Source organism: Demequina silvatica, assembly GCF_000971215.1.
Taxonomy (GTDB): Bacteria; Actinomycetota; Actinomycetes; order Actinomycetales; family Demequinaceae; genus Demequina; species Demequina silvatica.
This window is the reverse complement of the sequence record NZ_BBMA01000010.1, coordinates 12,782-30,149: the sequence shown is the minus strand read 5'-3', so window position 1 is coordinate 30,149 and position 17,368 is coordinate 12,782. Positions and strand designations below refer to the sequence as shown.

At 72.4% G+C, this 17,368-nt stretch carries 14 protein-coding genes; 12 read left to right on the top strand and 2 right to left on the bottom strand.

Translation table 11 applies throughout. The annotated features are described in order from the left end of the window. Positions 1 to 82: 82 nt before the first annotated feature. Positions 83 to 1,300, top strand: a complete 1,218-nt coding sequence (locus tag AOM05_RS12425; protein ID WP_228373301.1) for an LCP family glycopolymer transferase — start codon at positions 83 to 85, stop codon at positions 1,298 to 1,300. Between the two features lie 6 nt (positions 1,301 to 1,306). Here the strand turns inward: AOM05_RS12425 and AOM05_RS12420 are convergent, their stop codons facing one another. Next, positions 1,307 to 2,200: an oxygenase MpaB family protein gene (locus tag AOM05_RS12420; protein ID WP_228373300.1), complete on the bottom strand. Its 894-nt coding sequence runs from the start codon at positions 2,198 to 2,200 to the stop codon at positions 1,307 to 1,309. Between the two features lie 156 nt (positions 2,201 to 2,356). On the opposite strand from AOM05_RS12420, the gene AOM05_RS12415 reads away from it, so the two are divergent. From AOM05_RS12415 to atzF, 11 genes are all read left to right on the top strand, one after another. Continuing rightward, a complete protein-coding gene (locus AOM05_RS12415) occupies positions 2,357 to 3,748 on the top strand; it encodes an O-antigen ligase family protein (RefSeq protein ID WP_062522711.1) in 1,392 nt (463 codons plus the stop codon). A gap of 46 nt (positions 3,749 to 3,794) precedes the next feature. Then, positions 3,795 to 4,847 (top strand): zinc-dependent alcohol dehydrogenase family protein, encoded by a 1,053-nt coding sequence (locus tag AOM05_RS12410; RefSeq protein ID WP_062522709.1) that lies wholly within the window; start codon positions 3,795 to 3,797, stop codon positions 4,845 to 4,847. Between the two features lie 29 nt (positions 4,848 to 4,876). Then, positions 4,877 to 5,836 (top strand): GmrSD restriction endonuclease domain-containing protein, encoded by a 960-nt coding sequence (locus AOM05_RS12405; protein WP_082097517.1) that lies wholly within the window; start codon positions 4,877 to 4,879, stop codon positions 5,834 to 5,836. Between the two features lie 220 nt (positions 5,837 to 6,056). Beyond that, on the top strand, positions 6,057 to 7,043 hold the full coding sequence (locus AOM05_RS12400; protein WP_156165179.1) for a phosphotransferase enzyme family protein: 987 nt from the start codon (positions 6,057 to 6,059) through the stop codon (positions 7,041 to 7,043). Then, positions 7,040 to 8,407: an aspartate aminotransferase family protein gene (locus AOM05_RS12395; protein ID WP_228373299.1), complete on the top strand. Its 1,368-nt coding sequence runs from the start codon at positions 7,040 to 7,042 to the stop codon at positions 8,405 to 8,407. The genes AOM05_RS12400 and AOM05_RS12395 overlap by 4 nt, the downstream gene beginning before the upstream one ends. Continuing rightward, a complete protein-coding gene (locus AOM05_RS12390; RefSeq protein WP_062522705.1) occupies positions 8,404 to 9,138 on the top strand; it encodes an ATP-binding cassette domain-containing protein in 735 nt (244 codons plus the stop codon). Before AOM05_RS12395 ends, AOM05_RS12390 begins: the two co-directional genes overlap by 4 nt. Positions 9,139 to 9,146: 8 nt before the next feature. Beyond that, positions 9,147 to 10,166, top strand: a complete 1,020-nt coding sequence (locus AOM05_RS12385) for an ABC transporter permease (RefSeq protein WP_156165178.1) — start codon at positions 9,147 to 9,149, stop codon at positions 10,164 to 10,166. A 59-nt stretch (positions 10,167 to 10,225) separates the two neighbouring features. Then, positions 10,226 to 11,260, top strand: coding sequence for a substrate-binding domain-containing protein (locus AOM05_RS12380; RefSeq protein WP_062522701.1), 1,035 nt, complete (start codon positions 10,226 to 10,228; stop codon positions 11,258 to 11,260). A 97-nt stretch (positions 11,261 to 11,357) separates the two neighbouring features. Further along, complete coding sequence (locus AOM05_RS12375) at positions 11,358 to 12,764, top strand: amidase (protein WP_062522699.1); 1,407 nt, start codon at positions 11,358 to 11,360, stop codon at positions 12,762 to 12,764. A 49-nt stretch (positions 12,765 to 12,813) separates the two neighbouring features. Continuing rightward, entirely contained in the window at positions 12,814 to 13,608 is a 795-nt protein-coding gene (locus AOM05_RS12370) for a DeoR/GlpR family DNA-binding transcription regulator (RefSeq protein WP_082097515.1), read from the top strand. After that, positions 13,605 to 15,299 (top strand): allophanate hydrolase, encoded by a 1,695-nt coding sequence (atzF, locus tag AOM05_RS12365; RefSeq protein WP_062522694.1) that lies wholly within the window; start codon positions 13,605 to 13,607, stop codon positions 15,297 to 15,299. The genes AOM05_RS12370 and atzF overlap by 4 nt, the downstream gene beginning before the upstream one ends. On the opposite strand, the gene AOM05_RS12360 is transcribed toward atzF, so the two are convergent. Beyond that, complete coding sequence (locus tag AOM05_RS12360) at positions 15,296 to 17,110, bottom strand: AMP-dependent synthetase/ligase (RefSeq protein WP_062522692.1); 1,815 nt, start codon at positions 17,108 to 17,110, stop codon at positions 15,296 to 15,298. The genes atzF and AOM05_RS12360 overlap by 4 nt on opposite strands. Positions 17,111 to 17,368: the final 258 nt, after the last annotated feature.

Here is a 17,368-nt window from a genome sequence, read left to right as displayed (position 1 = left end):
AAGCCCCCGGGGCCTCCGGCCGTCACCGCCCGAATCGCCCGTGGTCCACGCCCGGCGTTCACACACGCGTTACCCTCGCACCGTGACAGACGACCGCGACGGTACCTCGGGCGGTGGCGACCAGCCGCGCCGCATGCCGCCCTCGATCCAGCCCCGCAGCGGGCAGGAGCGCCCCGGAAACTCGCGCCCGGCGCAGCCGGTGCGGCGCGAGAGCGTGCGCCCGCAGCCCGCGCCGGACAGCCCGGCTGCTCGCCGGGCCTACCCGCCGCAGAACGCGACGCCGCCGGAGCAGCCGCGCCCCGCATCGTCCCTCGGGAGCGCCGCCGGGCAGGCCCCCGTCACCACCGCGGTGGCGCCCCCGAAGCGCAAGCGGCGCCACCCGATCCGGAACACGATCCTCGCCGTGCTCGGCATCCTCGCGGTCGCGTTGACGGTCTTCTACTTCTGGGTGGACTCGCAGATCAACCACGTCGACGCGCTGAGCGGCGCCGAGGGCACGCCGGGGCTGACGGTGCTGATCGTCGGGTCGGACTCGCGCGAGGGCTGGGACGACGACGGCACCGAGGGTGCCCGCACCGACACGATCATGGTGCTCCACCAGCCGGAGGACGGCCCGACGGCGCTGATCTCCATCCCGCGCGACTCGTACGTCGAGATCCCGGGGTACGGCGCCAACAAGATCAACGCGTCGTTCGCGTACGGCGGGCCGCAGCTGCTGGTCGAGACCGTCGAGGGCGTCACCAACCTCACCATCGACCGATACCTCGAGGTGGGCTTCACCGGCGTCGGCGAGATCGTCGACGCGCTGGGCGGCGTGCGCCTCTGCTACGACCAGGACGTGGACGACAAGCTCAGCCGCCTCAAGTGGAAGGCCGGCTGCCACAACGCCGACGGCAAGAAGGCGCTGGCGTTCTCGCGCATGCGGTACAGCGACCCGCTGGGCGACATCGGTCGGACGCAGCGCCAGCAGCAGGTGGTGGGCGCCGTCGCCGACGAGATCATGAGCCCCGCGACCATCCTCAACCCGTTCACCCTGGTGCCGGTGGTGGAGGCGGGTCTCGACGCGTTCCGCGTCGATGAGGAGGCCGGGCCGTTCGACCTCGCGCAGGTGGCGCTGGCGTTCCGTTCGGCGCTGGGCGGCGAGGCCGTGACCGGCACGCCGCCGATCGCGTCGATGGGCTACTCGGTGGCGGGCGTCGGGTCGACCGTGCTGCTCGACCCCGAGCAGGAGGACCAGTTCTGGCGCAAGATCGCCAACGGCAAGTTCAAGCCGGGCGCGGAGGTCGGCGGGGTCGGGTAGGGGCGCTTAATCGACGTTCCGCGTGGGTCGCGTGGACCGCGCGCCCCAGCGGATCCCGCGGGTGACCAGCCCCGCCGCCGCCGGCCCGAACGTCCGCGTCCGCCACCGGTCGCGGCCCAGCTCCGCACGCGCCCATCCGGGCAGCAGCGCGACCGCTCCCGACGCGAGCATCGCGTAGGGGACGGCCATGGCCCGCGACACGGGCGGCTCGCGCAGCAGGAATGCGGCGGCGTCGAGCGCGGCGTCGGTCGCCTCGAGCTCCGGGCGGTAGGCGTCGAGCGCGTCCCGCAGCTCCGCGACGGTCTGCGGCAGCCGCCCGGCACCCAACCGGGCGCCCACCGTCGCCGCCTGCGCGACGTACTCGTCGCACGCGGCGGGGGACAGCGGGTGCACGCCGTAGCGCTGGTGCGCCGCGAGGAACGAGTCGACCTCCGCCACGTGCACCCACCTCAGCAGGTGAGGATCGCTCGCGCGGTACTCGCGCCCGTCGGGTGTGCGCCCGCGCACGCGCTCGTGGACGGCCCGGATCCGGTCGACGGTCGCCTGGGCATCCTCGACCGTGCCGAACGTGGTGAACGCCAGGAACGTCGCGGTCCGCGTGAGCCGGCCCCACGGGTCGCTCCGGTAGCCCGAGTGCCCGGCGACGCCCGCCATCGCGAGCGCGTGCAGCGACTGCAGCAGCAGCGCGCGGATCCCGCCCACGTACATCGACGCGTCGCCGTGCACCAGCCGGATCGCGCTGCCGGGCGCGAACCACCGCGGTCCGGGCGTCTCGTGGACGCGCGCCCGCACCGCGGGCCCGTCGGGCCCTCCCACCTTGGCGAACAGCGCGGCACCCATCCGCGCGCGCACGCGCTCCACGGGGTTGGCGCGGTGCGCGGGGTTCGCCGGGGCCGACATGCCGCCAGTATCGCCCCCGCCGGAGGGACGATGCGCGGGCCGGGTTAGGATGACGCGCCGGTCTCACTCAGTCGTGAGCAGCACGCGAGGGCGGCGTCGATCCCCGCCCAGCCGGCCGCCGACGAGTACCGTCCCTGGTAAGGAGGATCCGACCGGATGCCCAAGCGATCAGTCGCGTCCCTGTACGCGCGCACCACGTCGCAGCGCGCCCGCGCCTACGTGACCGTGTGGACGGTGGTGCTGCTGTTCTCGGGGCAGGGGTTCCGCTACCTGCTGGGCGTGCCGCTCTACAGCGCGATGGTGGTCCTGACGGTGGCGGCGGTGATCGTGACCTTCCGACGGTTCCTGCGCAAGCTGCGCGTGCCGCCGCTGATCGGCACGTTCGTCGCGCTGGCGGCGCTCAGCACGCTGTGGTCCGCGACGCGCGGGGTGACGGCGCTCGCCGCGTCCGTGCTCGCCGTGACCACCCTGGTCGCCGTGCTGATCGCGCGCGGCACATCCCGCGGACAGTTCATGGCGTTCCTGTACCGCGGCCTACAGGTGAGCCTGTTCCTGGGGATCCTCTTCGAGCTGATCGTCGCGTTCGTGGTGCGTGCGGACCTGCCGCCCCTCGCGACCGACCTGTCGGGCATCGCGAAGGTCGACGGCGGCGGCGAGCCGATCCTGTGGTCGCGCAACAACCTCCTGGTCGGCGGGCCCATCCAGGGCTTCGTGGGCAACCGCAACCCGTTCGCGGCGATCGCGCTGTTCACCGCCATCGTGGCCGTGATCGTGCTGCTCGAGCGCCGCATCCGCCTGGTCGACGGCCTGCTCACGCTGACCGCCGCGGTCGCGGTCCATCTCCTCACGCTGTCCGCGACGGTCACGGTCGCGGCCGCCTACCTCACCGGCCTCACCGTCGCCGCGCTGATCATCCGCCGGGTGCGCGAGCCGCTGAAGCGGCGCATCTCCTTCGCCGTGCTCGCCTGCACCGCGGCGGTCGCGGTGCTCACGCTGAAGTTCCGCGCCGAGATCTTCGCGATGTTCGACCGCGGCCCCGACGCGACCAACCGCACCATGATCTGGGACCAGGTGGTCGAGTACGCCTGGCAGCGCCCCGAAGGCTGGGGCTACGTGGGCTACTGGCCCATCTGGGAGCAGCCCTACGCGACCATCATCGACGAGGCGGGCGTGGTCGCCGCGCACGCGCACAACGCGTTCCTCGACTCCTGGCTCCAGCTGGGGCTCATCGGCGTGACGCTGCTGCTGGTGATGGTGGTGCTGTCCTTCGGCAGCGCGTGGCGTCTGGTGGAGCGCGCGAGCCGCGGCGACACCTACATCCCGCTGGGCTGGGCGCTCCTGACGGCGGCGCTCGCGCTGCAGGCGCTCACCGAGTCGCGCCTCCTGGTCGAGGGCGGCTGGTTCCTCCTGGTGGTCCTCTACTGCTCCGGGCCCGGAGTGTTCACGCTCGCGATCCTCGACCGCGACCTGGTGCGCACCGGTGGCCGCAGCGACGACCCGGCCCACGCCGAGGACCCCGTCTCCGTCCTCACGCGTCCGCCGCTGTAGCGCGACGCCCCTAGACTCCCGTCACCAGCAGTCCGAAGGAGGACCCATGCGCGCGACCCTCATCCACGGCGAGCGGGACATCCGCGTCGAGGAGGTCCCCGACCCCGTCCTGACCACCGGCCGCGACGCCGTGGTCCGCGTGGTCGCCGCGTGCGTGTGCGGCTCCGACCTGTGGCCCTACCGTGGCGTCACCGAGGTCGCCGCCCCCAAGCGGATCGGCCACGAGTTCGTCGGCGTGGTCGAGCAGGTGGGCGACGCCGTCCACCGCGTCCGGCCCGGCGACTTCGTGATCGCGCCGTTCTACCAGTGCGACAACACGTGCCTCAACTGCCGCAACGGCGCCTCGGTCAGCTGCCAGCACGGCGGCTGGTGGGGCAGCGAGACCGAGGAGCTCGGCTTCGCGGACGGCGGCCAGGGTGAGCGCATCCGCGTCCCGATGGCCGACGGCACCCTGGTCGTGGTGCCGGGTGGGATGCCGGACGATGCGCTGGTTCCGGGCCTCCTGACGCTGTCCGACGTCATGGGCACGGGTCACCACGCGGCGGTCTCCGGCGGGGTGACCGCCGGCTCCACCGTGGCGGTGGTGGGTGACGGCGCGGTGGGCCTGTGCGCGATCATCGCGGCCAAGCGCCTGGGCGCTTCCCGGATCGTGGCCATGTCCCGCCACGAGTCCCGTCAGGCGCTCGCGCGCGAGTTCGGCGCGACGGACGTGGTGCCCGAGCGCGGTGAGGAGGGCATCGCTCGCCTCAAGGACATGTTCGACGGGATCGGTCCGGACGTGGTGCTCGAGTGCGTGGGCACCAAGGAGTCGATGGACCAGGCGCTGCGGTGCGCGCGTCCCGGCGGCCAGGTGGGATTCGTGGGGGTGCCCAACGGCGGGCCCGAGCTCCCCGTGCGCCAGATGTTCAACACCAACGTGGGCGTCCGTGGCGGCGTCGCGCCCGTGCGCGGCTACATCGAGGAGCTGCTGCCCGAGGTGCTCGACGGCCGCATCCAGCCCGGTCGCGTGTTCGACCTCGAGCTGCCGCTCGAGGAGGCCGCGCAGGCGTACCGTGCGATGGACGAGCGCACCGCCATCAAGGTGCTCCTGCGCCCGTAGCGCGCCGCGCACCGTCGCCCGAAGGACCCATGCTCCGTCCGTCCCACCCGCTCGTCCGTCTCGCCGCGATCGCGGCGGCGGCCCTCGTGCTCGCCGCCTGCACCGCGCCCACGGAGCCGCTTCCGCCCGACGGGACGCTGCAGACCGACCCGACCGCCGCATCGTCCCCTCCCGCCGCGACCACCACGCCCACCCGGACGGCCGAGGCGACGGCGAGCCCCGAACGGATCGAGCACGGCACCGCGTACGCCGCGCTCCTCGCGCTCGACGTCAAGGGCCGCGCGCCCAAGACGGGGTACAGCCGCGAGGAGTTCGGCGAGGCATGGGCCGACGTCGACGGCAACGGCTGCGATACCAGGAACGACATGCTCCAGCTGCGGCTCACCGACCAGGTGCTCGCAGGGACGTGCACCGTGCTGTCGGGCGACCTCGCCGACCCGTTCACGGGCACGTGGATCGCGTTCGAGCGCGGGGGCGCCTCGGAGGTCGACATCGACCACCTGGTGGCGCTCTCGGATGCGTGGCAGAAGGGCGCCGCTCGGTGGGACCGCTCGACGCGTGAGGCCTTCGCCAACGACCCGCTCAACCTCGAGCCGGTGGATGCGGGCGCGAACCGGCAGAAGGGCGACTCGGACGCCGCGACCTGGCTGCCGGCGCACACGCCGTTCCGCTGCCAGTACGTCGCGCGCCAGGTGGCGGTGAAGGACAAGTACGACCTGTGGGTCACCCAGGCCGAGCTCGACGCGATGATCCGGGTCCTCGACACCTGCCCGGAGGAGCCGCTGCCCGAGGGCGATGCGCCGGCGGTGGTGGTGGACGCGGGCGAGCCGCCGCAGGCCGGGGGAGGCGAGGAGGGACCGCTCGACCCGCGCTTCGACTCCTGCGCCGCCGCGACCGCGGAGGGCTACGGCCCGTACGTCCGCGGAGAGGACGAGGAGTACGGCTGGTATCGCGACGGCGACTCCGACGGGACGGTCTGCGAGCGCTGATCCATCCGCCGCGTCGCTCCGTCTTCGGCACTCGCGGGCGAATCTCCTCCTCGCTGATCTAGCAGGCGCGACGGTGCTCGGGGCGCTGCTGGTGGTCCGATCACGGTGTTACACGCCTGTTAAACACCTGTAAACATCTATCGATTTTGCGTTCGTAACGAACATCGGGACATACCGTTTCACTCACAAATTCTGAACGTTTGTGAGAAGGGCGGTGAACATGCGACGGGAACCCGGCGAGGAGGGCGCGACGCTCACCGTGCGGCGCGCGCTCGGCGCGCACGGCATCGCGGACGTGTCCGCCATCGCGCTGGTGGCGAGCGAGGCGGACGTGACGGCCATCGTGAGCCGCGATGCGGGCACCCTCGTGGTGAAGGTGTCAGACGCGGACCGGGCGTCGGTGTCGCGGCAGGCGGCGCTCCTGCGCCACCTCGAGGTCCACGCGCCGGGACTCGCCGTCCCGCGGGTGCTCCCGACGCTGCTCGGCGAGGCGACGTCCGAGGGCGACGGCGGCCGTGCGATGGTGACGACCTTCTGCCCGGGGGGCGCGCTCGAGGACGTCGCGATCGACGCGGACGTGGTGCGCGGCCTTGCAGCGAGCCAGGCGACCATGGTCCGCGGGCTCGCCACCGCGACGGCCGACACCCCGGTGCTCCACGCGTGGTCCATCGAGGCGTTCCCGGAGCACGCCGATGCGCTGCTCGACCTCGCGCCGGGCGAGCTGCGCGGTCCCATCGCCCGGCTCCGCGACGCGTACCGCGATGCCGAGCCGATCCTGCGCAACCTTCCGCGGCAGACCATCCACGGCGACCTCAACCTCTCAAACGTCCTCGTGGTCGGCTCCGACGTCACCGGGATCCTCGACTTCGGCGACGCCGTGGTCGCACCCGTGGTCCTGGACGTCGCGGTCGCCGCCTGCTACCTCGGCCTTGCGCTCGGCGACCTTCAGCACGAGCTGGTCGAGCTGTACATCGAGACCGCGGGCGAGGCGCTCGAGCTCGGGTCGGTCGAGCGTTCGCTCGTCCCGCTCCTCGCGGCCTGCCGTGCGGCCATGGTCGTGCTGCTCGGTCGGTCGACCGCGCGCACCGCTGCACACCCCGACTACCAGCTGCGGTACGACCGCCACGCGGTCGAGGCGCTCATGCGCCTCGCCGACGCAGGCGCGCTCGGCCGGCTCGTCTCCACCACTGCGAAGGAATCCCTGTGACCAGCGTGAGCACCCCGACCGCCTCGACGACCAGGACCACCATGGTCAACCGGTTCGATCCCGCCTCCGCGGCGGATCTCGGCACAGCGGAGCAGGCGCTGCTCGCACGCCGCCGCGCGGTCCTCGGGGACATCTACCCGTTGTTCTACCAGCGGCCCATCCACGTGGTGCGCGGCGAGGGCGCGCGGCTCTTCGACGCCGACGGCCACGAGTACCTCGATGCCTACAACAACGTGCTCGCCGTGGGCCACGGGAACCCTCGCGTGGCTCAGGCTGTCGCCGGCCAGCTGGCGCGGATGAACACGCACACGCGATACCTGCAGGACGGGGTGGTCGAGTACGCCGAACGCTTCCTCGAGACCTACCCTGCGCACCTCGATCGGGTCATCTTCACCAACTCGGGCTCCGAGGCGAACGACCTCGCGCTCGTGATCGCGCGGTGGCGGACGGGCGCGCAGGGCGTCATCGTCACCGAGAACGCCTATCACGGCACCACCGCGCTGGTCGCGGGCGTCTCGCCGGAGAACGGGCCGCTCATGCCGCTCGCGCCGTTCGTGCGCACCGTTCCCGCACCCGACACCGCGCTCCACGGAGATGCCGCGGGGAGCGTGTTCGCCGCTGCGGTCCGCGAGGCGATCGCGGACCTGCGTGAGGCAGGCATCGGGGTGTCCGCGCTCCTGATCGACACGATCATGTCGACGGACGGGATCTACCCCGGGGTGCCCGGCATGCTCGCCGAGGCCTTCCGCGACGTGCGCGCCGCCGGCGGCCTGGTCATCGCGGACGAGGTCCAGCCGGGAGTCGGCCGCCTCGGCACCGCGATGTGGGGGTTCGCCCGCCACACCGACGAGGTCGACATGGTGACCTGCGGAAAGCCGCTCGCCGGCGGGCTCCCGATCGGCACGCTCGTGCTGTCTTCGGAGCTGAGCGACGGCTACGCGGTCGATCACCGGTACTTCAACACCTTCGGCGGAAACCCGGCGTCGATCGCCGCGGCGACCGCGGTGCTCGACGAGGTCGAGGAGCGCGACCTGATGGGCTCCGCGGCTCGGGTGGGCGCGAACCTCGCCTCCGCGATCAGCAGCGCGTCGGCGCCTTACGGCTGGGTGACAGACGTACGCGGGTCCGGGCTGTTCATCGGCGTCGAGATCGCCCCGGACGGCGGCCGCTCGGCAGGCGAGGTCGCCGCGCTCGTGGTCAACGCGCTGCGCGAGCGCCGCGTCCTCATCAGCGCCGTCGGGGCCGACGGCCGCGTCCTCAAGGTCCGGCCGCCCTTGGTCTTCACGGACGGCGACGTCGAACTCTTCACTGAGCGCTACGCAGACGCGTTGGCGCACGTCCAGCGCACGGGAGGTGCACGATGACCACCGCAGTCCTGAGCATCCGCGGCGTCGGGAAGCGGTTCGGTGCCGTCACCGCGCTTCGCGACGTCAACCTCGAGGTCAGACCCGGAGAGATCGTCGCCCTCGTCGGCGACAACGGGGCCGGCAAGTCGACCCTCATGAACATCATCTGCGGGTCGAGCCCTGCGGACGAGGGCTCCGTCACGGTCGAGGGTTCGAGCCTCGACTCGCTCGACGCCGCGAAGCGGCTCGGAGTCGGCGTGGTCTACCAGGACCTCGCCCTGGCGCCGCACCTCGACCTTGCGGAGAACATGTTCCTCGGCAACGAGATCCGCCGGGGCCCGATGCGGGTGCTCGACCGCTCACGGATGCGCGTCGAGGCGGAGGGTGCGATCCAGAAGCTCGGCATCACGACCCTCAAGGACGTCCGGCTCCCGGTGGCGCGCCTCTCCGGCGGTCAGCGCCAGGTCCTCGCGGTCGCCCGCGCCATGAACTGGGCGCGGAACCTGATCCTGCTCGACGAGCCGACGGCCGCGCTCGGACCCAAGCAGGTGGGGATCGTGCTCGACGCCATCCGCACCGCCGCCGCGCAGGGGCTCGGCGTGATCCTCGTGTCCCACGACATCCCGAAAGTGCTCAAGCTCGCCGACCGTGTCGTCGTGCTGCGGCACGGCACCATCGCCGCCGACCGACCTCCGGCGGGGATGACCGTATCCGAGGTCATGAGCCTGATGGTGGGAGAAGACGAGTGACGACGACGATGACGCAGCCCCGCGTGCTCGCCGGCGGGAGCCCCGTGGCTCACCGCGCGCGCAGGCTCCTGTCCAACAGGGCGTTCCAGATCATCCTGGTCGAGATCGTGATCATCGCGATCTTCCAGTCGCTCTCGCCGGACGGCGCGTTCCTCAACGCCGCCAACGTGCGAGGGATGCTCCTCACGGCCTCGCAGGTCCTCCTCCTCGCGGTGGGTCAGGCGATCCTCATGGCGGCCGGGAAGATCGACATCTCGCAGGGAGCGGTGCTGATCCTCGCGTCGGTCGTGTCGGGCAAGGTCATGATCGCGGCGGCGCCTGCCGTCGGGACCCCCGGCGCGATCGCGCTGGGCCTCCTGGCCGCGCTGATCACCGGCACGCTCGTCGGCATCGCCAACGGCGTCCTGGTGGCCGTGGTGGGGATCAACTCGCTCGTCACCACCCTGGGCATGCTGTCGATCGCGACAGGCGTGGCCTACGTCGCCACGGGCGGCGTCAACATCTTCGGCACCCCCGGCGAGCTGAGCGACTGGTTCGGCGCGGTCCGGTGGGGAGCGGTGCCGCTGCCGATGGTCGTGAGCGTCGCCGTGATCGGCGCGATCTGGGCGGTGTTCCACTTCACCGCCTGGGGCACCCACACCCTCGCGCTCGGCTCCAACCCGCTCGCCGCGCGCCGCGTCGGCATCAAGGTGGTCCGCAAGACCGTGATCATCTTCGCCGTCTCGTCCGGACTCGCCGGCCTCGCGGGCTTCATCGACGTGGCGCGCTACTCGACCACGAACATCTCGGGCCACCTGAGCGACTCGATGGCCGCGATCGCGGCGGCGCTCATCGGCGGTACCGCGCTGACCGGCGGCCGGATCAGCTTCCTCGGAGCGATCGTCGGCGCGTTCCTCGCGATCCTGCTCCAGTCGGGGCTCGTCATCATCAACGTCTCGCCCTTCTACCAGACGATCGCGATCGGAGCGATGCTGCTCGTCGCCGTGAGCTTGGACCACGCCAACCGCGAGCGCCCGGGAGGCTCGTGATGACGCGTGAACCAGGAGGCTCGCAGGAGCCGCAACCCCCCATCACCAGAGGAGACACCATGCACACGCGCACCCCGCGCCTGGCCAAGGCCATCACGGCCACCGCCGCCCTCTCCGCGGTCGGCCTCCTGGCCGCCTGCTCGACCTCCACCGCCGACACCGAGGCAGTCGCCACCAGCGATGCCGCGGAGACCACCGACATCACCGTGTCGATGGTCACGCCCGAGAGCACCGGCGAGTACTACGGCGCGATGTACTGCGGCGCGCAGGCGGCCGCGGACGAGAAGGGCATCACGCTCAACATCCAGGGCACCCCCGAGACCACGGTCGAGGCGGAGATGCAGGTCCTGCAGTCGGTGCTCGCGACCGAGCCCGACGGCCTGCTGCTGACCGTGTGGGACAACACCGCGTTCAACGAGCTGGTGGGGGAGTACACCGATGCCGGCAACCCGCTGATCATGCCCGACTCCTTCCTCACCAACGACGAGTTCCTGCAGTCGATCCGTACCGACGGCTACCAGTCGTCCTACGACGCCGCGCTGGCGATGATCGAGGAGTTCGGCATCGACAGCGGCTCGGCCATGGTGCTCACCGATGCTCCGGGCAACGCCTTCCAGCTCGCGCGCGCCGAGGGCTTCCGCGACGCGCTCCTCGAGAACACGGATATCGAGGTGCTCGACTTCCAGTACGTCGGCGGCGATGCCGCGGAGGCGTCCCAGGCCACCTCGTCCGCCATCGCCGCGAACGACGACCTCGCGCTGGTGTTCTCCACCAACATCGGCGCGGGAACCGGCGGTGCCAACGGCATCTCCACCTCGGACTCCGACGCGGTGCTGCTGGGCTACGACACGTCCGCGGCGCAGGTCGAGAGCCTTCGCGCCGGCGACTACGACGCGCTCGTCGGGCAGAGCCCGTACCTCATGGGATACGAGGGCGTCTCTCTCATGGCCGACGTGCTCACCGGTGCCACCGAGCCCGACGAGGTCACCGAGCAGGTCGTGTGGGCACCGTGGGCGCTCGTCACCGCGGCGAACATCGACGACCCGGAGACCTCCGAGTACCTGTACACCACCGACTGCGCCTCCATCGGCTGAGTCGGTCCCCCCGGCGCGGGGAGGATCCGCCCCCTCGGTCCTCCCCGCGCCACCCCTCGGGCCCGCATCGCGCCCCCCACCCGCACCAGGAGCACACATGAGCGACACCCCCCTTCACTGGACCAGCGCGACCGACCTCGCCGCGAGCGTCGCGGACGGCACCGTCAGCGCGGTCGAGGTCATGGAGGCCCACCTCGACCGGATCGACCTGCTCGAGGGTGACATCAACGTGATGGCGCACCGCCTGCCGGCGTCGGAGGCGCTCGCGCTGGCCGCCGAGGCGGATGAGGCGCGTGCCGCCGGTGCGCCCCTCGGCCCCCTGCACGGGCTCCCGATCGCGATCAAGGACCTGGTCGACGTCCGGGGCATGCCCACGTCACGCGGCTCGCGTGCCTTCGCCAGCGGCGGGCCGAAGGCCGCCGACGCCCCGCACGTGGCGATGCTCCGCGCGGCGGGTGCGCTCATCGTAGGCAAGACCAACGCGCCGGAGTTCGGCGTCGGCACCGTGACCTGGAACGACGTCCACGGCACCACGCGCAACCCCTGGGACCTCACCCGTCACGCAGGCGGCTCGACCGGCGGCGGCGCCGCCGTCGCCGCGGGCATGCTCCCGCTGGTGGACGGCTCGGACTCGGGCGGAAGCCTCCGCTACCCGGCCTCCTTCATGAACATCGTGGGGCTGCGCACGTCACCCGGAGTGGTTCCTGCCGTCGCGGGGGGATCCTCATGGGAGCCTCACTCCGTCAACGGCCCGATGGCGCGCAGCTGCCGGGACGCGGCGCTCATGCTCTCCGCGATGAGCGGCAGGCACCCGGCCGCCCCGTTGTCCGAGCTCGGCGCCGCCACACAGCGCCTCGACGGCGCCGGATCCGGGCCGATCCGCGTGGCGTGGAGCGACGACCTCGGGCTCCCCGTCTCCGCCGAGGTGCGGGGCGCGATGCGCGAGGTGCGCGCCACGCTCGAGGCCGCCGGAGTCACCATCGTCGACGTGTCGCCCGACTTCGACGGCATCGACGAGACCTGGCAGACCATCGAGATGTTCGGGTGGTTCTCACTGCTCGGGGACGACCCCATCGAGCGCCCGGAGCTGTACCGCGAGGACGTCACCCGCAACGTGCGGGAGGCCTCCGGCTACTCGGCCGCACGCCTGCGCGCCGCCTTCGCCCGCCGGTACGAGCAGTTCGAGGAGTTCGTCTCGCTGCTGGCCGACGTCGACGGCTTCGTGTGCCCGGGAGCGCCCGTGGTGGCGCCCGACGCCGAGCTGCCGTGGGTGCCGGAGGTGGACGGCGTGGAGTTCGACCGGTACTTCCAGTGGCAGCGGATGGCGTGCCGGCTGGTGCCGGCCGCGCACCCGGTCCTCGCGATGGGCGCCGCCTTCGCGGACGGGCTCCCCGTCGGGATCCAGGTGGTCGGCAAGGCCGGACGCGACGTCGAGCTCCTCGCGCTCGGCGACCGGCTCGAGCAGATCCTCGTCGTGCGCGACCGACACCCGGAGCGGCTGTGAGGATCCGCGCGGTGCGCGCCGCTACCGTGGGCACTCGAAGGGGGGCATCGTGAGCGCCAAGAGGGACATGCGATTGCAGCGGATCGTGGAGCTGCTCGAGGAGCGGGGTCGCCTGGAGAACGCGGTGCTGAGCTCCGAGCTCGGCGTCACCGAGCTCACCATCAGGCGGGACCTCGAGCACCTCGACGGCCAGGGCATCATCCGGCGCGTCCATGGCGGGGCGCTCCTCGCCGCCGGGCGCAGCTTCGAGCCGCCCTTCGCGATGCGGCTGCGCACCAACGTCGAGCACAAGCGCGCGATGGCGCGCGCGGTCGTCGACCTGGTGCCGCGCGGTGCGAACGTCGCGATCGACTTCGGCACCAAGGCCTACTTCGTCGCGTGCGAGATGCGGGACAGGGGGCTTCAGGCGCTCGTCGCGCCGACCAGCGTGCAGGTGCTCGAGGTCCTGGGCCAGCACCCCGACACCCGGGTGCTGGTGCCCGGCGGCGAGCTCAAGCAGGGGGAGCTCAGCTTCTACGGCTCGCGCACCGAGCAGTTCTTCCGGCGTCACCGCTGGGACATCGCCATCGTCAGCGTCGCGGGCATCAGCGCGTCCCCGGCGACCGTGTCCGACTACAGCGAGGACGACGCGAGGCTCAAGGCGGCGATCGTCGAGAGCTCCGACCACGTGGTCGTGCTCGCCGAGGAGCGCCACCTCGGCACCGTCTCGTTCGCACCCGTGACCGACCTCCACCGCGTGGCGACCGTGGTCACCGACGCGCCCGCGGCGCACCCCGCGGCCGTGGCGCTCGAGGAGGCCGGGGTCACCGTCATCGCCGTCGCACCGGACGAGGCGTCGGGGTGAGCGCGCGCCGACCGTCCGCCACGGACGCCGTCGCGCGCGCGTTCGCCCGAATCGACCAGGTGGACCGGCCCGAGCTCTGGATCCACCTCGCCGAGCCGCATGACGCGCACGCCGCCGCGCGCGCCATCGACGCGCGCGTGGCGCAGGGCGAGCATCTGCCGCTGGCGGGGCTCACCGTCGCGGTGAAGGACAACATCGACGTGGCGGGCATGCCTTCCACCGCGGGCGCGCCCGTGCCCCTCCGTCGCCCGGACCTCAGCGCCCCGGCGGTGGCGGCGCTCGAGGAGGCCGGTGCCGTGGTCATCGGCAAGACCACGCTCGACCAGTTCGCCACCGGGCTGGTGGGGACACGCACGCCCTACGGCATCCCGTCGGCGGCCCACGACGCGTCGCTCGTATCGGGTGGCTCGAGCTCCGGATCGGCGGTCGCCGTAGCGCTCGGGATCGTCGACCTCGGGATCGGCACCGACACCGCCGGGTCGGGCCGCGTGCCCGCCGCCCTCAACGGGATCGTCGGCGTGAAGCCCACGCTCGGCCTGCTCTCCGCACACGGCGTGTTCCCCGCGAGTCCCAGCTACGACACCGCGTCGATCTTCGCGCGATCGCTCGCCCTGGCATCGGCAGCGATGGACGTCGCATCCGGCCGCGGAGCCGCGCGCCCCTGGCCCGCCGAGTTCGCGCTGACGGCACGGCTCCGCCGCGTCGGGCGCGTCTCCGACGCGGTGCTCGGGCGATGCGATGCGCGGTGGGCCGAGGCCTACCGGGCGTCGGTCGGCGCGCTCGAGGACGCCGGGATCGAGACCGTCGAGATCGACGTCGAGCCGCTGCTCGCCACCGCGCGCCTGCTGTACGAGGGCGCGCTCCTCGCGGAGCGTGCGGCAGCGTTCGGCGAGGCGCTCGACCAGCTCGGCGAGCGGGCGGATCCCACCGTCGCGCGCATCGTCGCACCCGCCGCGGGCTTCCGTGCGGTCGACCTGGTGCGCGACCAGCAGGCGCTGGTGGTCGCCCGCGCCGAGGCCGGACGGCTCTGGGGCGCGGTCGACGCGATCGTGGTGCCGTCGGTGCCGGAGCACCCGACCATCGCGGCGGTGGAGGCCGATCCGGTCGGCGTCAACGCGCGGCTCGGCACCTTCACCAACTTCGTCAACCTGCTGGACATGAGCGCGCTGGCGGTTCCGGCGCCCCCCGCGGCGCACGCACCCGCCGGAGTCACGCTGATCGGTCCGGCGTTCGCGGACCACGTCCTGGCCGACCTCGCATCCCGTGCCGGACTGGCGGACGCCGTTCCCGTCGACCACCGGTGGGGTGCGCCGTCCGTGGACGTGGTGGTCTTCGGGGCGCATCGGTCGCGTCAGCCGCTCAACCACCAGCTGACGGATCGGGGGGCGCGGCTGCTCGGCCGGGTGCGGACCGCCGAGGCGTACGCGATGGCCCGGCTCGACACCGTGCCGCCGAAGCCCGGCGTGTGGCGCACGCCCGAGGGCGGACGCGGCATCGTCGGCGAACGTTGGGCGCTCCCGCCCGCCGCCTTCGCCGCGTTCGCCGTGGACCTCGTGTGGCCCATGGCGATCGGGTCGATCGAGCTCGACACGGGGGAGCGGGTGCTCGGTTTCACGTGCGAGCCCGGCGCGCTCGACATCGCGGACGCGGTGGGCGCGACGGATGACTGGCTCGAGCTCGTCGCCCCCTAGGCCTTCGCGTAGATCCCGTCGATCACGTCGGCGAAGTGCGCCTCGACCTGCTTGCGGCGCACCTTGAGGGAGGCGGACATCTCCTCGTACTTCTCGGAGAGCTCGCGGGGGAGGACGCGCCACTCGCGGATCGCCTCGGCACGTGAGACCAGCAGGTTCGCCTGGTCGATGATGTGCTGGATGTGCTCGCGTACGGTCGCGTGCTGCGCGGCCTCGGCCGCGGTCATGGACGGCAGGCCCTTGGACTTGAGCCAGCCGGGGAGCATCGTCTCGTCGAGGGACAGCAGCGCGCCGATGAACGGCTTGCCGTCGCCCACCACCACGACCTCCTGGATGAGGGCGTACGGCCGGATGGCGTCCTCGAGGCTCGCGGGCTGGACGTTCTTGCCGCCCGCGGTCACCAGGATCTCCTTCTTGCGCCCGGTGATCGAGAGGAAGCCGTCGGCGTCGATCGAGCCGAGGTCGCCGGTGTGGAACCAGCCGTCGGTCACCACCTCGGCGGTCGCCTCCGGGTTCTTCCAGTAGCCCACGAACATGTTGGGGCCCTGGGCGAGCACCTCGCCGTCCTCGGCGATGCGCACGGTGCCGCCGGGGTACGGGTAGCCGACCGTGCCCACGCGGACGTCGGTGGGCGGGTTGACCGTCATGGGGCCGGCGAGCTCGGTCGAGCCGTAGCCCTCCATCACCGCGATGCCCAGGCCGCCGTAGAAGTGCGAGACGCGGGGCACCAGGCGGGCGCCGCCGCACACGATGTGGCGGAGGTTGCCGCCGAGCGCGGCGCGCACCTTGTTCAGCACCAGGGCGTTCGCGATCGCCAGCTGCGCGCTCAACACGATCCCGTGGCGGCCGCGCTTCACGCGCGCCTCGTCGACCTTGCGGGCCACGAACGCGCTCCAGCGGAACAGCTTCTGCTTGATGCCGCCGCCCGTGCGCTCGTCGACCACGTTGTAGAAGGTCTCGAGCACGCGCGGCACCGCCATGAGCCACGTGGGTTTGAAGGTGGCGAGGTCCGAGGCGAGCGTCTTGTGCGTGGGCGCGAAGCCGATCACGGCCTCGCACGCCAACGCGAGGATCTCGATGTGGCGCGCGAGCACGTGCGCGAGCGGCAGGAACAGCAGGATCCTGGCGTCGTTGTGGGCGAGCGTGCCGAACTCCGAGTGCGCGGCGCCGTTGAGCGAGTGCTCGACGAACGCCCGGTGGCTGAGCGCGACCCCCTTGGGGCGTCCCGTGGTGCCGGAGGTGTAGACGATGGTCGCGACGTCGTCGGCGAGCACCTCCGCGGACGCGGCCAGCAGGGTGGCGTCGTCGACCATCGCGCCCGCCTCGGCCAGCACGTCGAGCGCCGGCTCCTCGACCCCGTCGATGACCAGGATGCGCGGCGCGGGGGTGAGGTCGTGCGCGGCGGCGGCCATCGCATCGTCCTCCACGATCAGCATCGCGAGCTCCGCGTCCTCGCGGATCCACGCGAGCTGGTGCGCCGACGAGCTCGGGTACACCGGCACCGTGATCGCGCCGGCGGCCTGGATCGCGAAGTCGAGCACCACCCACTCGTAGCGGGTGTTGGCCTGCAGGCCCACGGTCTGCGCGGGCGCGATCCCCATCGCGATCAGGCCCTTCGCGGCGCGGCTCACGTCCTCCTGGAAGGTCGCGCGGCTCACCGGCACCCAGGCGCCGGCGGCGTCCTTGTACTCGGCGAAGATGCGCGCGGGGTCCTCCGCGACGCGGTCGCGCAGCAGCGACGTGAAGGTGTAGTCGGCGGGCTTGTGGACCAGCTGGGGCGTCGTCGACTCAGCGAAGGGGGACTGGCTCATGGTGGCAATTCTAGGCTACGCGACCGTAAGTTACGGGGGCGTAGGTCCCGACACGCGGGCGCGCCGGGTTCTCGAGGTGAGGCGGGGGAGTTCGCTGCGCGAGGCGGGCGAGTTCGCTGGGCACGGTCGGCTGCGCGACACCCCGTGCGCGAGGGGACGATGCGCGGGTCGGCCCCGCGTGTCGCGCGCCGGACCGTGCGCAGCGAGGGGCGGGTGGGCTTGCCAACTCACATATCGCGATATATCGTGAGTGACACA

Bases quoted from the DNA above. Each gene is read 5' to 3' on its own strand.
- AOM05_RS12420 (WP_228373300.1), bottom strand. From the start codon at position 2,200: ATGTCGGCCCCGGCGAACCCCGCGCACCGCGCCAACCCCGTGGAGCGC.
- AOM05_RS12415 (WP_062522711.1), top strand. From the start codon at position 2,357: ATGCCCAAGCGATCAGTCGCGTCCCTGTACGCGCGCACCACGTCGCAG.
- AOM05_RS12410 (WP_062522709.1), top strand. From the start codon at position 3,795: ATGCGCGCGACCCTCATCCACGGCGAGCGGGACATCCGCGTCGAGGAG.
- AOM05_RS12405 (WP_082097517.1), top strand. From the start codon at position 4,877: ATGCTCCGTCCGTCCCACCCGCTCGTCCGTCTCGCCGCGATCGCGGCG.
- AOM05_RS12400 (WP_156165179.1), top strand. From the start codon at position 6,057: ATGCGACGGGAACCCGGCGAGGAGGGCGCGACGCTCACCGTGCGGCGC.
- AOM05_RS12390 (WP_062522705.1), top strand. From the start codon at position 8,404: ATGACCACCGCAGTCCTGAGCATCCGCGGCGTCGGGAAGCGGTTCGGT.
- AOM05_RS12385 (WP_156165178.1), top strand. From the start codon at position 9,147: ATGACGCAGCCCCGCGTGCTCGCCGGCGGGAGCCCCGTGGCTCACCGC.
- AOM05_RS12380 (WP_062522701.1), top strand. From the start codon at position 10,226: ATGCACACGCGCACCCCGCGCCTGGCCAAGGCCATCACGGCCACCGCC.
- AOM05_RS12375 (WP_062522699.1), top strand. From the start codon at position 11,358: ATGAGCGACACCCCCCTTCACTGGACCAGCGCGACCGACCTCGCCGCG.
- AOM05_RS12360 (WP_062522692.1), bottom strand. From the start codon at position 17,110: ATGAGCCAGTCCCCCTTCGCTGAGTCGACGACGCCCCAGCTGGTCCAC.